14 protein-coding genes and 1 riboswitch are annotated in these 15,246 nt (G+C 53.0%); of the genes, 4 read left to right on the top strand and 10 right to left on the bottom strand.

Annotated elements, in window-relative coordinates; genetic code table 11:
- Positions 1 to 4: 4 nt before the first annotated feature.
- The 3 genes from QOR60_RS04655 to QOR60_RS04645 form a co-directional block, all read right to left on the bottom strand.
- Positions 5 to 1,924 carry a glycoside-pentoside-hexuronide (GPH):cation symporter gene (locus QOR60_RS04655; protein WP_283582195.1) on the bottom strand — a complete coding sequence of 640 codons (1,920 nt, stop codon included), beginning with the start codon at positions 1,922 to 1,924 and terminating at the stop codon, positions 5 to 7.
- 236 nt (positions 1,925 to 2,160) lie between these two features.
- On the bottom strand, positions 2,161 to 3,735 hold the full coding sequence (locus tag QOR60_RS04650; protein WP_283582194.1) for a peptide chain release factor 3: 1,575 nt from the start codon (positions 3,733 to 3,735) through the stop codon (positions 2,161 to 2,163).
- Between the two features lie 50 nt (positions 3,736 to 3,785).
- A complete protein-coding gene (locus QOR60_RS04645) occupies positions 3,786 to 4,850 on the bottom strand; it encodes an ATP-binding cassette domain-containing protein (protein ID WP_283582193.1) in 1,065 nt (354 codons plus the stop codon).
- Between the two features lie 164 nt (positions 4,851 to 5,014).
- On the opposite strand from QOR60_RS04645, the gene QOR60_RS04640 reads away from it, so the two are divergent.
- A complete protein-coding gene (locus QOR60_RS04640; RefSeq protein ID WP_283582192.1) occupies positions 5,015 to 5,467 on the top strand; it encodes a GtrA family protein in 453 nt (150 codons plus the stop codon).
- 49 nt (positions 5,468 to 5,516) lie between these two features.
- Here the strand turns inward: QOR60_RS04640 and QOR60_RS04635 are convergent, their stop codons facing one another.
- The 6 genes from QOR60_RS04635 to rlmD all read right to left on the bottom strand — a co-directional run bounded on the left by QOR60_RS04635 (position 5,517) and on the right by rlmD (position 10,924).
- Positions 5,517 to 6,203, bottom strand: coding sequence for a 2,3-bisphosphoglycerate-dependent phosphoglycerate mutase (locus tag QOR60_RS04635; RefSeq protein WP_283582191.1), 687 nt, complete (start codon positions 6,201 to 6,203; stop codon positions 5,517 to 5,519).
- A 73-nt stretch (positions 6,204 to 6,276) separates the two neighbouring features.
- Positions 6,277 to 7,221 (bottom strand): DMT family transporter, encoded by a 945-nt coding sequence (locus tag QOR60_RS04630; RefSeq protein ID WP_283582190.1) that lies wholly within the window; start codon positions 7,219 to 7,221, stop codon positions 6,277 to 6,279.
- 91 nt (positions 7,222 to 7,312) lie between these two features.
- Entirely contained in the window at positions 7,313 to 7,702 is a 390-nt protein-coding gene (gene tagD, locus QOR60_RS04625) for a glycerol-3-phosphate cytidylyltransferase (protein WP_283582189.1), read from the bottom strand.
- A complete protein-coding gene (locus QOR60_RS04620) occupies positions 7,699 to 8,838 on the bottom strand; it encodes an AI-2E family transporter (protein ID WP_283582188.1) in 1,140 nt (379 codons plus the stop codon). The genes tagD and QOR60_RS04620 overlap by 4 nt, the downstream gene beginning before the upstream one ends.
- Positions 8,839 to 8,914: 76 nt before the next feature.
- On the bottom strand, positions 8,915 to 9,460 hold the full coding sequence (locus tag QOR60_RS04615; protein WP_283582187.1) for a DUF402 domain-containing protein: 546 nt from the start codon (positions 9,458 to 9,460) through the stop codon (positions 8,915 to 8,917).
- A 93-nt stretch (positions 9,461 to 9,553) separates the two neighbouring features.
- Entirely contained in the window at positions 9,554 to 10,924 is a 1,371-nt protein-coding gene (gene rlmD / locus QOR60_RS04610; RefSeq protein ID WP_283582186.1) for a 23S rRNA (uracil(1939)-C(5))-methyltransferase RlmD, read from the bottom strand.
- 105 nt (positions 10,925 to 11,029) lie between these two features.
- On the opposite strand from rlmD, the gene recX reads away from it, so the two are divergent.
- On the top strand, positions 11,030 to 11,839 hold the full coding sequence (recX, locus tag QOR60_RS04605; RefSeq protein WP_283582185.1) for a recombination regulator RecX: 810 nt from the start codon (positions 11,030 to 11,032) through the stop codon (positions 11,837 to 11,839).
- 133 nt (positions 11,840 to 11,972) lie between these two features.
- On the opposite strand, the gene QOR60_RS04600 is transcribed toward recX, so the two are convergent.
- Positions 11,973 to 12,968 carry a GMP reductase gene (locus tag QOR60_RS04600; RefSeq protein ID WP_283582184.1) on the bottom strand — a complete coding sequence of 332 codons (996 nt, stop codon included), beginning with the start codon at positions 12,966 to 12,968 and terminating at the stop codon, positions 11,973 to 11,975.
- 165 nt (positions 12,969 to 13,133) lie between these two features.
- Positions 13,134 to 13,233, top strand: a riboswitch (purine riboswitch).
- Between the two features lie 60 nt (positions 13,234 to 13,293).
- Between QOR60_RS04600 and QOR60_RS04595 the strand changes: the two genes are divergently transcribed.
- On the top strand, positions 13,294 to 13,869 hold the full coding sequence (locus QOR60_RS04595; RefSeq protein ID WP_283582216.1) for a xanthine phosphoribosyltransferase: 576 nt from the start codon (positions 13,294 to 13,296) through the stop codon (positions 13,867 to 13,869).
- Positions 13,870 to 13,873: 4 nt separating this feature from the next.
- Entirely contained in the window at positions 13,874 to 15,181 is a 1,308-nt protein-coding gene (locus QOR60_RS04590; protein ID WP_283582183.1) for a nucleobase:cation symporter-2 family protein, read from the top strand.
- The last annotated feature ends 65 nt before the right edge of the window (positions 15,182 to 15,246 follow it).

Here is a 15,246-nt window from a genome sequence, read left to right as displayed (position 1 = left end):
TGAACTAGTCTTTTGTAATCGTTAAGGCCACTTCGTTTGGCTTGACTTCCGTTCCGTCAGCCGGAACAACGTCAACCCGGTCGAAGTCGTTGGAGTTGGTTACCGTAACAATTACGGTATCGTCTAATCCGGCCTTCTTGATTGCTGGGTCCCAGAATTCAAGGAGCTTGTCGCCCTTCTTAATCTTCTGGCCCTGATCAACGTAGGAGATAAACCCTGTCCCCTGCATTTCAACGGTACCAAGTCCAATGTGGATTAACATCTTAATCCCGTTCGTGGACTCAATCCCGATGGCGTGCCGGGTCGGGTACAGCTGCTTAACCGTTCCGTCAAACGGTGCGTAAACGTCACCGTCCGTTGGTTCAACGGCGTAACCAAGTCCCATGGCGCCCTTTGAGAAGAGGTCGTCCTTTACGGCACTCAGCGGCATAACCTTCCCCTGGATCGGGGCCGTTACGTTGTATTCGCCAGCAACAATTGGTGCGTCCGTGGCGGTTTCAACGTTACCGTTTTCACCCCATGTCCGTTCCAGTTCCTCAACGATTTCGGCGTGCTTTGCTTCGGTCAACTTAACCTTCTTCCAGAAGAAGAAGCATCCTAAAAGAATCAGAACTAACGGCAGCGCAATTACCATTACCTTGAAAATCATAACGTCGTGTGGCGTAACCGTCTTGTAGGACGCTCCCTTGGTCATGTGGGCTAAGATTGCGATTGGTCCCATGCACCATCCGGCAATGGCCCCACCAAACTTATCAAGCAGCGGCCGTACCGCCAGAGTTAAGGATTCGTCCCGGTGGCCTAACTTCAACTGCCCGTACTCAATTGAGTCGGTAATCGTCATCAGAATAACCAGGAAGATCACCGCCTGTGGCGTAGCAAAGAGTTCCATCGCAATTACGACAAGAAGCATGTTCTGGCCAGCAACCGTCAGTAACAGTGCCCCGACCGTCATGATTGCAATACATGCGTAGAACACGTTTTTCCGGTTAAACTTCTTAGCCAAAATTGGGAAAGCGGAAATTGAGAAGAACCCAATGATCATGTTGATCGTCCCAATAATAGCGAACTTGGATGACTGTCCTAAGACGTAAGTGAAGTAGTACAGTTCAGCGGAGTTAAAGATGTTAATCCCGATGCAGTACAGTCCGTATGCGATCGCCGTCCACATTAACTGGTCGTTTCCTAATAAGACCTTGAAGACGTCCCGTAACTTCGTTTCTTCTTCGTTCTTCCGTAAATTAGAATCCAGTTCGTGCGTCCCAAAACATACGGCCAGCACGGTGATAATCACGATAATTCCCGTAATCATCCCGAACATTGACCATCCGTGGAGGTCCCCAGCACCGTTGTTCTTCGTCAATGAGAAGAACAGAACCAGTGGCATGATGACCATTCCTGGAAGGTTACCCCCGATGTTTGACCCAATCCGGGCAAACGTTGAAATCTTTTCCCGTTCACCGGAATTAAACGTCAGGGAAGACATTTCTGACCAGAAACTCGTATCCTTGAATGAATAGAAGATATCCATCACGATGTACAGGAAGGCGAAGATCAGCAGGTAAATGAACGGGTGCGTCCGGTTTAATCCGCCCATGTTCGTAAACAGAACGGACATGGAAATCGCACTCACAAGTCCCCCACCGAAGATCCACGGCTTAAACTTCCCCCACCGGGTCTTTGTCCGGTCAATCAGGTTCCCGATGATCGGGTCGATGAATAACTCAACAATCCGGAGGACCGCGATAATGTTAGTAATATAAAGAATCATTGCATTGTCGCCCTTACCGAACAGGTGCGATGTAATGAACATGATGAAGTACGTCGAAAGTACGGCGTAGAACCAGTCATTACCGAATGCCCCTGTAGCGTAGGACAACCGGGTAACCCACTTATTACCCTTTTCTTGTTGAACGTTTGTGTCCATAGCAAAAGCTCCCTTCATTTCGACTACACTCTTATTGTAACCGTTTCCTAATGGTTTGCAAGCGTTTTTAGTAAACTAATTAGTAAATTTTGTGGCTTTTAGTAAACAGATGTTTCCGTTTAATCAAAACGATCGGATTAGTGGCCATTTTACGCTTAATGTGCGTCAAAAAAATGTGCGTCAAAAAACAAGCATGATGGGGGCCCACCATGCTTAGCTTCTCTTTAGTAAGTCCATTACAATTTTGCCGTTAGCTTAACGTCCGGATACTTATCCGCGAACCACCGCTCCGCAAACTCGTTTTCAAAGAGGAAGAGCGGCGCCCCCTGCCGGTCCTTCACCAGCAGGTTCCGCGAACTAGCCATCTTCTCATCCAGTTGGTCCGGATCAATCCACCGAGCAATCTTCCGGCCCAGCGGCTTCATGACAACTTCTGAATTATATTCGTTCTGCATCCGGAACTGGAAAACCTCAAACTGCAGCTGGCCGACCGCCCCGAGGATGTAATCCCCCGTATTATAGCTGCGGTACAGCTGCACGGCCCCTTCCTGAACAAGTTGTTCAATTCCCTTGTGGAACGACTTTTGCTTCATCACGTTCTTGGCGCTGACCTGAACGAAGAGTTCCGGGGTAAACTGCGGCAGCTTTTCAAACTGGCGGGTCTGCTTGCCCGTATAAACCGTATCCCCAATCTGGAAGTTGCCGGTATCGTACAGCCCGATAATGTCACCGGCCACCGCATTCTCCACCGTCTCGCGGCTGTCCGCCATAAACTGGGTCGAGTTTGACAGCCGAATCTGCTTGCCCGTCCGCTGGAGGGTGACGTCCATCCCACGGTCAAACTCACCGGAACAAATCCGAACAAAGGCAATCCGGTCACGATGATGCGGGTTCATGTTGGCCTGAATCTTAAAGATAAAGCCCGAGAACGGGTCCGTGACGGGCACCAGCTCCCCGTCAACCTGCTTGTGCGGGGTCGGCGCCGGAGCGTACTTCAGGTAAGCATCCAGGAACGTCTTTACCCCGAAGTTCGTTAGGGCCGACCCAAAGAAGACTGGTGTCAGCTCCCCGCGGGCAATCTTATCCTCGTCAAACTCGTTTCCAGCTTCCTGCAGCAGGTCCACCTCGTCAAGGACCTGCTGGTAGGTTGAATCCTCCTTAAGCGGATGGTCGCCCGCAATCCGGCCGTCCTCATCAAGCGGCAGGTACGGATTATTCTCGTCTTCCGGCCGGTACAGCTCAATCCGGTGGTTGTAGATGTCATACAACCCGGCTAAGCCCTTTCCCATGCCAATCGGCCAGTTCATCGGGTACGCCTCAATCCCCAGAACATCCTCTAGTTCAGCAATCAGGTCCAGCGGTGGCCGCCCATCGCGGTCCAGCTTGTTCATAAAGGTAAAAATCGGGATTCCCCGCATCTTGCAGACCTGGAAGAGCTTTTTGGTCTGGGGCTCAATCCCCTTGGCCGAATCAATTACCATGACGGCGGAATCCACCGCCATCAACGTCCGGTACGTATCTTCGGAGAAGTCTTCGTGTCCAGGGGTATCAAGGATGTTAATCCGTTTGCCACCATAATCAAACTGCAAAACCGAACTCGTAACCGAGATTCCCCGCTTCTTTTCGATTTCCATCCAGTCCGACTTAGCAAACGCCCCCGACTTCCGGGCCTTGACCGTTCCCGCTTTCCGCACAACGCCCCCAAATAACAGGAGCTGTTCGGTAATCGTCGTTTTCCCGGCGTCCGGGTGGGAAATAATCGCAAACGTCCGCCGCTTATCAATCGCTGTCGTTAATTCCTGCTTATCCATACTTCTAATTCTGCCAGTGACGGCACTCTCCCTCCTTTAATTCTCGGTGCCTAACGGAAATGGTGCATTAACCGGACCAGCGGGGAAATGCCCCCGTGCGTGCTCAGCCAGTACGCCCCGCAGCCAAGTACGCCAATCACGCACAAGCACAGCAACCACCGTCCCCAGTGGTGCTTCTTCTTTTTCTTGGGCTTTTGCTGGGGGGCCTGCGCCTCTGCCGGAACGGCCAACGGGTCTTCCCCGTGTTCCACGAAGAACCGTTTCCGCAGCCGTGCCTTATCCTTGATGCTGTAGCCCTTATCAAACTGCTCGTTCTTAAACCGGGTGTACTCGGTATCAACGTCGAAGTCCAGCTGCTCCTGCTGCTTTTTCTTAATGTATGCTAACTGTTCCGGCCATGATAACGCCCGGTACCAGTTGCGGTTAAACTCATACTTGGTAATCACTTCCGGGGTAGCGCCGGCTTCCCGGATCCGGCCAAAGTCCAGCCACACGGTTCGCTCGCAGAAACTTTCGATTACGCGGTCCTGCGGGTCGGCGATGACAAACGCCACTCCCTGCTTTTTGAGCTTGTTAATCTGGACGCTGGTCTTGGCGTAGAAATTTGCGTCTAACAGCGTCAGGAGTTCGTCAATTAAAACAACGTCGGGGGTAATAAACAACGCCAGTCCTAAAGCAACGCGGGCAAGCAGCCCCGTCTCTAGGCGCCCCACCGGACAATACTGCCACTGTCCCAACTCCGCGAAGTTGAGGATGGCCTGCTTAATGTGCGGCCGTTGCAGTTCATCCACTTCGGCCGCATCCATCCGCCGCTCAATCCACTTACCGACCGGCAGGCGCCGCACGTTGGGCGCAATCGTCGTCAGTGATGCGAGGTTCACCCGGGTCGCCCCGTTGACAAACCCCGTCGTCTGGGTAATTCGACCACTCATAATCTGCATGAGCGTCGACTTTCCCGCGCCGTTATCGCCCACCAAGCCAAGGGCTTCGCCGGCATTGACGTGCAGGTCAATGCCGCACAGCTCCCAGAAAACCGGGTGCTCTTCGTGGTCCCCTTCTGCCGAGGCGGGCATGGCCTGCCGTTTTGTAATGTATTTAACTGCGAGCTTACTCATTTCCGCCACCTATCTTTCTACTACGATAGTACCGGTTCGGGCGAAACGCGTCAATTCCTGAAAAATTAAATTACTCCAACGTTCCCCGGATTCTCTTCGGAAACCCGGGCGATTATGATATGATTATGTGAGTTGCGTGTAAGTAAAGTATGGTGGAATTAAGTATGAAGCAATTTATTCACAAACACTCCGACTTTTTCTCATACACGTTCTATGGCTTTCTCGCCAGTGCGATTAACGTCGTGGTTTTCCACCAGTTGGTGAAGGTGATGGGCCTCCACCTCTACCTGGCAGCAAACATCTGCGCGTACATTGTGGCCATGCTCTTTACGTTTATGACGAATAAGCTGTTTGTCTTCCACTCGGCGTTTCGCCCGTGGGAGCACACGTTCCACGAGTTCACCTCGTTTTGCGGGGTGCGAATCCTGTCGTTTCTTCTCGATAGCCTCTTTATGATTGTGGGAATTCAGTTCTTCCACGGGCAAAAGGACTTCGTGAAGGTCCTCGATCAGGTCTGCGTGGGAATCGTTAACTACTTCTTTAGTAAGTGGTTCATCTTCGAGACAACAGAAAAGATTACGCGGGAACAGCGGTACCACCGCTTGTTGCACCGCTAACAGTAAAACAACCGTGGTGATTCTCACTACGGTTGTTTTTGCGTTTCGCTTACTGATTCGTTTTTAAAATCCGCTTATCCACCACTTCAAGGCGCTGGTCAAGGGTGTACACGATTGGTTCGCCGTTGTACACTTCCACGCCATCGATTCCGGTATCGCTGATGTGCTCAATGTGTTTTAACAGTGCCCGCAACGAACTACCGTGGGCCACCACCAGCTGGTTCTCACCCCGCAAAAGCCGGGGCGCAATCATATCGTCCCAGTACGGGAGCAGCCGCTGCGTCGCCATTTCCAGGCTTTCTGCCAGGGGAAGAATCGACCGGGGATAACGCTGGTACCGCCGGTCATCGGTGTCAGGGGCATTCAGTTTCGGCGGAACCTCGTAGAAGGAACGCCGCCAGAGAGCCACCTGCTCCTTCCCGTAAATCTTGCGGGTGTCGTCTTTATTCAACCCCCGGAGTGCCCCGTAATGCCGCTCGTTTAACCGCCATGTCTTATACAGCGGCAACCACAGCTGGTCGCATTCCTCGCACACGAGGTTCGCCGTCTTAATTGCCCGGATTAACACCGAGGTGTGCACGGCACTAAACTGTAACTTTGCTTGCCGTAAGAGACGGCCCGCCGCCTTAGCCTGCACAACACCCTGGGCGGTCAACGGCACGTCCGACCACCCCGTGTACGTGTTCTCCTTGTTGGCGACGCTCTCCCCGTGCCGCACTAAAACCAGCTTTACCATGACGCTCCTCTTTTCCATAATTATCTATTCTAATGATACCGCAGGCGCCAAGCAATCAGCAATCAAACACCCTCTACCCGAGGTTGCGTTCCTTGTTGCGGTTACCGATAAACGTAATTAAGGAACCAAGCAGGATCACGACAATTCCCGTAATTGTTTCCCCGGTAATCACTTCGTGCAAAATAATCATCGCAAGGATTGGTGCCAGCGCTGGTTTGATAAAGAACACCAGTGAGGCCGTCGAAACGTCCGACCACTCCATTGCCAGAAAGTAGAGTGCAAAGCCCCCGCCGGTAACCCCGATTCCGATGTAGGCCAGCAGTGGTAAAGTGTGCCAGGAAATTCCCTGAATTAGCGGCATCCGAATAAATTCGTGCAGTGCCGCCACGTGGGCCATCCCGGTTGCAACCGGCGCCCAGTGGGTCAGCACCATCAGAATAAAGAGCTCCACCGTTCCTGCTAGGAAGGTAAAGCAGGTCATGACAATCCCGCTCAGTTCCCGCTTAGTTGACCCGTACCGGGAAACAATCGAGTACAAGCCAAATGTTACCGCCGACAGCAGGGCCAGGATGACTCCCCCCGAGAGGTGCATCCGGAACGGGTTGACAATGATAAATAATCCTAGAAGCGAAACAATGACGGCCAGAAAGTTGGCCCGCCCCATCCGTTCGTGCAATAGAAGAAAGGCAAAGATGAGAGCAAAGACCGGGTTACAGCTGAATAACACCGCCACGGTAGCCGCCGGCGCGTTTTGGACTGCTAGTTGGAAGAGCGTCATGCTGACAATCACGCACACAAACCCCGTGAGGGCGAATAATCCCCAGTCCTTGAAATGCAGCTGCCGGTGTTGTTTATGTAAATCGTGCAATGCTAATGGGACCAACACCAGTCCCCCAATAAAGAACCGCAGCAGGTTGAGCTGGATGGCGTTGAACGCCGCCCCCGCGATCTTCAGACTGATCTCCATGGAACTAAACAAAAACGTCGACGCTAAAACACTAAAGTACGTTCGTTTCACTTTTCTCTCTCCATTACCATTTAGTTATATCGTGATAAGTATAGCACGAAAAAAATCGCCGCAAGCGGCGATTTCTCTGTTTTGGCACACTTTAATTTTCCGACAAATCCGTCTTTATCTTCGTCGTTGAAATATCCTGCGTCCGCGGCAGGTAGATAACCTCACAGTAGTCCTTGAGAAAATCAAACTTCCCCTGCCAGTCGTCCCCCATCACAAACGTGTCGATGTGGTAACGCTGGACGTCCGCCACCTTTTGGTCCCACGACCGTTCCGGAATGACCCGGTCAACATAGCGGATTGCCTTGAGAATGTATTCCCGGTCGGCGTAACTCATGTAGGCGTGCTTGCCCTTGATCCGGTTAAACTCATCGGTCGAAAGCCCCACAATGAGTTCATCACCCAGGGCCGCCGCCCGCTCAAGGAGACGAACGTGGCCGCGGTGTAATAGGTCAAACGTCCCGTACGTTAATACCCGTTTCACGCGTGCTCATCCCCCTTCTCCTCGTCATAACGGAGCTGGTAAATATGGTAGCAGTACTGCACGACCACCTTTAATACGGCATAGAACGGGATGCCCAGAATCATCCCCGGCAAGCCCGCAATGTTACCGGCCACCAATAACAACACGATAATCGTAAGCGGGTGAATGGCCAGCGTTTTCCCGATGACGTTCGGGTAAATTAGGTTCCCGTCAACCTGCTGGACCACGATGCAGACCACAATCACCAGAACGGCCGTCTTAAACGAATGCGTTAATGCCAGAATCAGTGCCGGTACTAGCCCGATGTACGGGCCAATGTACGGAATAATGTTGGTAAAGCCGGCAAAAATTCCGACCAACAGGCCATACGGCACGCCCACCAGGCTGTAGCCTAGTGCCGAGAAGGTTCCGACAAACGTACACTCGATTGCCTGACCAAGAATGTAGTGGGAAATCGTGTGGCCCATCTGCATCAGCAAATTCTCAACGCTGTCCGCGTGCCGCTTGGGAACCATCCGCTTGACGGCCGGCATCAAACGGTAGCCATCCTTTAACATGTAAAACAGCATGAACGGCACCGTGATGATTGTCACCGTAATGTTGGTAATTGCACTAATCAGGGAGCCAAAGCTGCTGGTTAACGACGTCATGAAGCGCCGCACCAGTGCCGTGGTGTTGGTCCCCAGGTGCTTGGTGACCTGCTGGACATCCACGTGATGAAGCCACTCGCGGTGGTGCGGATCGCTCAAAAACGCGTTAATCCCGTGCTGGGTGGTCGTAATAATGTGGGGCAACTTCCCGATCAGTTGTTCCACCTGCGAAATCACCCGGGGCAACAGGTACGATGCTCCCAAGGCAATTAACCCGATCAAAACCACGAACACGATGGCCACCGCCAGGGTGCGGGTCAGCCGCCACCGCTTGTAGTGCACCTTCATGAGGAGGTTCACCAGCGGATTTAATAAGTAAAATAAAAAGCCTGAAATAATCAGGGGTACGGCCAAAGTCGAGATGAACGTTCCGACCGGCCGAAAAACAAAGCTAATCTTCGTGCACACCCATACCAGGGTCGCCACGATCAGCAGCTCTAAGGACCAGAAAATAATTCGCCGCTGATCCTCCTGCCGTTTATTCATAATTTTTCCTCCTCACTGAACAGCACGGGAGCGTGACCCAACGTCATGCTCCCGTGCATCGTTATAAACCGGTCTGCTACTGCCGGCGTGACAACTCAAGGTACCGGTTATACCAAATCTCAACGTACTCCTTCGAAAAGGGCCCCCGCCCACGGTCAATCCAATCGACCAGGGTCAGGACGTTATGCTTGAGAATCTTATCGGTTTCCGCCGAATAGTGCCACTTAGCGCCGTGGGCTTCGTACTCGTCCACGTCCAGCAACCGCCGTTCGCCGTTCGGAAAGACCTTCACGTCCAAGTCATAGTCAATGTACTTGAGGGCCTCCCGGTCAAGCACTGCCGGGGATGCGAGGTTACAGTAATACGAAATCCCGTTATCCCGAATCATCGTGACGATGTTGAACCAGTAGTGCTTATGGAAGTATACCAATGCCGGCTCGCGGGTTACCCACCGGCGCCCGTCGTCTTCGGTCACCAGCGTGTGGTCGTTGCAGCCAATAATGGCATTTTCACTTGTTTTAAGAACCAGTGTGTCGCGCCATGTCCGGTGTAAGCTCCCGTCGTGTTTATAACTCTTAATGGTTATGAAGTCGCCTTCTCTGGGTCCATTTGAATGACGCATCTGCTCAACCCTGCTTTCTACACGGTAATCTCCACCGATATCATTCTGTATTATACCAAATAATCGCCGGAAAACCATTCCCGTTTCTTAAAATCACCGCAGGCTAAGTTTCACAACCGCCTCACACCGCGCGGTTTGCGGGAACATATCGACGGATTGAATGTAGTCAACATGGTACGCCATGGTTAGTGGCACAAGGTCACGCGCCAGGGTGGCCGGGTTGCACGAAACATAAACCATTTTTTGCGGGCGGGCTTGAAGAATCGTCTTAATTAACTGCGCATCCAAACCCGTCCGGGGCGGATCGACAACTAGCGCATCCGGGGCAAACCCCGCCTGGGCCCACTGCGGGAAAAGATCTTCGGCTTTCCCCACCTCGTAGTGAGCGTGCTTCCGGCCGGACCGGCGGGCATTTTCGTTGGCGTCCGCAATTGCGGCGGGGATGACGTCCATCCCCCGCACCTCCTGGTCAGGGCCAGCCACAAAGAGGCTAATGGTCCCCACCCCGCAGTACGCGTCACATAGCACCTCGCCGAGCTGCAGGTCTAAGGCCTTCCCAACCTCGGAGTACAGCTTGAGCGTTTGGTGCGGGTTTAACTGGAAAAACGCGCGCGCAGAAAGGTCAAACGTCACGTCTCCCAGCCGCTCCGTAATTGTCGGTTTGCCGGCAACCAGCGTGGTCTGGTCGCCCCACACCAGGGATGTTTTCTCCGGGTTAACGTTGTGCATGACGGACACCACCTGCGGGCACCGCTGCATAATTGTCTGGGCCAGGACCGTGGCCTGCGGAAGGACCCGGGTGCGGGTGATGAGTACCACCTGCAGCTCGTGGGTGGCAAACGCCTCACGGACGACGATCGTCCGCACTACCCCCGTGTGGTGGCGCTCATCATACGGCGCAATCCCCAGCTCCTCGATGGCTGCCAATACGGTGCGCATCACCTTCATTGTGGCCGGGGTTTGAGTACTAAACGTTGGCAAATCAACCAACCGGTGGCTTCCCCGCCGGTACAACCCCGCAATGAGTTTGCCGTTGGGCCCCCGCCGCACCTGAAACTGTGCTTTATTCCGGTACGCGTACGGGGTAGTCATCCCGATGGTCGGGCGAACATCGTAGTCCGCGTACCCAGCTGGTTTAAACTTGGCTAATGCCTGCTTGATTAAGTCCCGCTTAAACCTAAGCTGTGCCGGGTATGCCAGGTGTTCCAGTTCAATCCCGCCTACCGGATACGGGTCCTTAGGGGTGACCCGATCCGCACTCGAACGCTTAATTTCCACCAGCCGGCCTTCGAGGTACCGCGAGTGGACGGCCGTGATTGCCGCAATAACCTGTTCACCCGGAAGTGCACCCGGAACAAAGCAAATCTTTCGTTTGTAATAGGCGACGCCCTCACCGTTGATCCCCAGGCGCTTGATTGTCAGGAGCACCCGCTGATTCCGGTGCACCCGTACGTTTTGTCCCATATCATCCGCTCCACTTCATTAATTGCTTTTCCCATTATACACCCGTAAGGACTAGGCACTCTCCCGCACTTCTTCTATAATAAAGCTGACAAAGGAGGCCAGGACATGAAAACCATCACCGCAATTGAAGTGCAAAAACATCACGCCCACCGCTTTAACGTCTACCTGGACGGGCAGTACGCGTTTCCGGTGAGCGAACAGGTGTTGGTCGACTTTACGCTGCACAAGGGCCAGGAACTTGATGCCAACCAGATTAAACAAATCACCGCGGCAGATGCTGCATCCCGGGCCTATTCCCAGGCGCTTGATTACCTGAGTCACCAACTCCGCACAACCAAGGAAGTCCGCGCTGCCCTGCGCAAACGGGACGTTCCGCCGGAAGTAATTGAAACGGTGTGCACTCGCCTCAAGGAGCAGCACCTCCTTGACGACCAGGAATACGCCAACAGCTACGTCCGGACGGTTGCCCGCACCGAGCTAAAGGGGCCCCGGGTCATCCGCCAAAAGTTACAGCAACGGGGTATCACCGTACCAGCAATCGAGCAGGCCCTCACCCAGTTTCCGCCGGAACAACAGGTCGCCAACGCCCTTACGTTGGTCCAAAAACTCGCCCGCCGGTACCGGAATAAACCCACCCGGCTACGGCAAACCAAGGTGAAACAGGGGCTGCTGACGGCGGGGTTTGAGGGTGACACCATTACGCAGGCGCTCGCCCAGTTTTCCCCAGAAGTTGACGAAGAACACGAAGCCGCACTCCTCCAAGCAGCGGCGGCGAAGGTTTGGCGGCGGTACGCCCGCTTTGACCAGCGAACGCGCATGCAAAAGGCCAAACAGGCCCTCTACCGCCAGGGCTTCCCGCTTGACGAGAGCACCTTTGCCCTAGAAGACCTCGCCGCAGCGGAGGAAGACGAATAACGGGATGTTTCAGCCATAACCCTTGCGGATAATTATTCAGAATAAATAAGCGGAGCGAAAGCCCGGCCTCGAATTCACGATTCGGTTTGCCCGGGACTCTCACTCCGCCTATTTTTTCATGTTCTTCTATTAGTTAACAGCTGGCACTCCCGCCTTCGTGGTCCCCGTTATAAATCGTATTCGGAACAATCACGTAGTCCACCTGCCGCAGGGCACCCAAGTCCCGGCCACCGGCGTACGAGATGGCTGACTGTAAGTCCTCTTCCATTGCCGTTAGGGTTGCTTCAAGCGAACCCCGGAACGGTACCAGGAGCTGTTTCCCCTCAACGTGGTGGCGGTTCCCCTTTTGCCGCGCAGAAGCTGAACCCCAGTACCTTTTATACTTCCGCCCATCAACGGTGACCACCTCTCCGGGTGATTCAACGTGCCCGGCAAAGAGCGAGCCGACCATTACCATGGTGGCGCCAAAGCGAACGGCCTTGGCAATGTCGCCGTTAGTCCGAATTCCCCCGTCAGCAATAATTGGTTTAGTGGCCGCAGCGGCGCACGCCTGAATGGCCGCTAACTGCCACCCAGCCGTGCCAAAGCCCGTCTTTAGTTTGGTAATGCAGGCCCGGCCAGGACCAACCCCCACCTTCGTGGCGTCTGCCCCCGCGGCTTCCAGATCGCGAACAGCTTCCGGCGTCGCAACGTTGCCGACGATTAAAAACGTTGCTGGCAGCTGCTGCTTAACGTACTTAATCATTTCCATTACGTAGTCAGAGTGCCCGTGGGCGACATCAATCGTAATGTATTCAGGAATGGCGTCTGCCGTCCGTAACTCGTCAATAAATGCGCGTTCCTGATCCTTAATTCCAATCGAAATTGAAGCATACCGGTGGTTGGCGTGCATTTCCTGGACAAACGCCAACCGCTGCTCCGGTTCAAAGCGATGCATTACGTAAAAGTAGCCGTGGTCTGCCAACCACGCTGCGATTTCAAGGGTAATTACACTCGCCATGTTTGCTGGTACAACGGGAATTCGAAATTGGCGGTTACCAAGCGTTACCTGGGTGTCGGCCTCACTCCGGCTCTTAATAACACATTTCTTCGGAACGAGCTGAACATTATCAAAATCAAAGACTTCCATCTAACCATTCCTTTCTGGAATTATCATTTCAACCAGGCATTACTGTATATTATCCGAACATTATTGTCAACACAACCGTCCGAATTAATCATATTGTTCGTGTATAACGAACGATTTCGAAAATAATAATTGACGTGACTCGTCTTCCAGCGTTAAAATTAATCCCGTTAATAATTTTTTGGTGCTGATATAATCACTAGAATACGGCTAGTAAGTTTCTACCCGGGACCGTAAATCCCGGACTATGAGCATTCTTATTCATTATTTGTCCGGAAAAGCCGCATCCTTTTATCCAGTGATTCATCACACCGTGAAAGGAAAAATGATGCGCGAACTAATTACTCACATTCAACAGGAAGGCGTTGTGGTCAACGACGACGTCCTCAAAGTTAATTCATTTCTTAACCACCAAATTGATCCGCAGCTAATGCAGAAAATTGGTGCGGCCTTTCATGCCGAATTTGCCAACCACCCCATCACAAAAATCCTGACAATTGAGGCATCCGGCATTGCCCCGGCACTGATGACCGGACTAGCCTTCAAGGCTCCCGTGGTTTTTGCCCGAAAGTCAAAGAGTGCCACACTCACTGACGGGAACTATGCTGCCAGCGTCGTTTCCTATACCAAGCACACCACCAACCAGGTTATCGTTGACCGGCAGTTTCTCACGGCAAACGATCACGTTTTAATCATCGATGACTTCTTAGCCAACGGAGCGGCGGTCCACGGTCTTATTGACATTTGTAACCAGGCCCACTGCCACCTTGATGGAATTGGGATTGTGATTGAAAAGGCCTTTCAACCGGGCGGAAAGGCACTCAGAGCAGAGGGGTACCCACTCAAGTCCCTTGTCCGGATTAAATCACTTGCCAACCACCACGTAACATTTATGGAGGATTAACACCATGCAACAACTCACCCACGAAGTTTCCCACCATAAAGCATTCGTTCTCGGAATCCAGCACCTTTTGGCAATGTATTCCGGCGCAGTCGCGGTGCCCCTCCTAATCGGAACCGCCCTGCACTTCACCAGCCCCCAGATGACCTACCTGGTTTCGATTGATATTTTCATGTGTGGGCTGGCAACGTTTCTCCAGCTCATGCGGAACCGGTACTTTGGAATCGGTCTACCCGTTATCTTAGGATGTGCGATCCAGGCAGTGGCGCCCCTAAAGATGATCGGTAAGACGTATTCTATCGGGACGATGTATGGTTCCATCATTGTCGCCGGAATCTTTGTCTTCCTCATCGCCGGGGTCTTCGCTAAAATTCGGCGGTTCTTCCCGCCAGTCGTTACCGGGAGCCTAATCACCGTCATCGGCCTCACGTTAATCCCCATTGCGGTTCAAAACCTCGGCGGCGGCACGGCAACCAGCGCATCCTTTGGCAACCTCCGCGCATTGTTTATCGGCGGCATTACGATCCTGATTATTCTCGGAATTCAGTTCTGGGGCAAAGGCTTCATCCGTTCCATTGCCGTGTTGATTGGGTTAATTGGGGGAACCCTGATCGCTGGCATGATGGGGATGGTATCCCTTAAACCGGTCGCTCAGGCTGCGTGGTTCCACTTCCCCCAACCCTTTTTCTTCGGCACCCCCCGCTTTGCCCTATCGCCCAGTCTGACGATGATTATCATCGCCCTGGTTTCCATGGTTGAATCCACCGGCGTATTCTTCGCCCTTGGCAACCTCCTCGACCGCGAAACAACCGCCGCGGACCTTAAACGCGGCTACCGGGCAGAAGGATTGGCCGTAATTCTCGGGGGCATTTTTAACACGTTCCCGTACACAACGTTCTCCCAAAACGTTGGGCTCCTGGAATTATCAGGAATCCGGACCAAACGTCCCATCTACTGGGCAGCGGGGCTTTTAATGATCATGGGCCTCTTACCAAAGATTGGCGCGCTCGCAACAATCATCCCAACCCCGGTCCTCGGCGGGGCGATGCTTGTCATGTTTTCGATGATTAGCGTCCAGGGAATCCGGATGCTCGGCAACGTTGACTTTACTGATGAGCGTAACCCGTTAATTGTGGCCATTTCGATTGGAGCAGGGCTCGGCGTTGCGGTTTACCCCAACATCTTCCAGGCACTCCCCCACGCCCTGCAGCTCTTCTTAGGAAACGGAATCGTTGTGGCCAGCATCTGTGCCGTGGGGTTAAACGCCCTCCTGCACCACAAGGAGATTACGGCACCAACGGATAATTCCCGTTAGTCTCTCTCAAATAGCTATCACAAAAAGAAACCCGCAGAAGTCAACTGAATGACCTCTGCGGGTTG

This window comes from Ligilactobacillus hohenheimensis, assembly GCF_947381805.1.
GTDB lineage: Bacteria > Bacillota > Bacilli > Lactobacillales > Lactobacillaceae > Ligilactobacillus > Ligilactobacillus hohenheimensis.
Note: the sequence above shows the minus strand (reverse complement) of the source record. Positions and strands in the feature narration are given on the sequence as shown.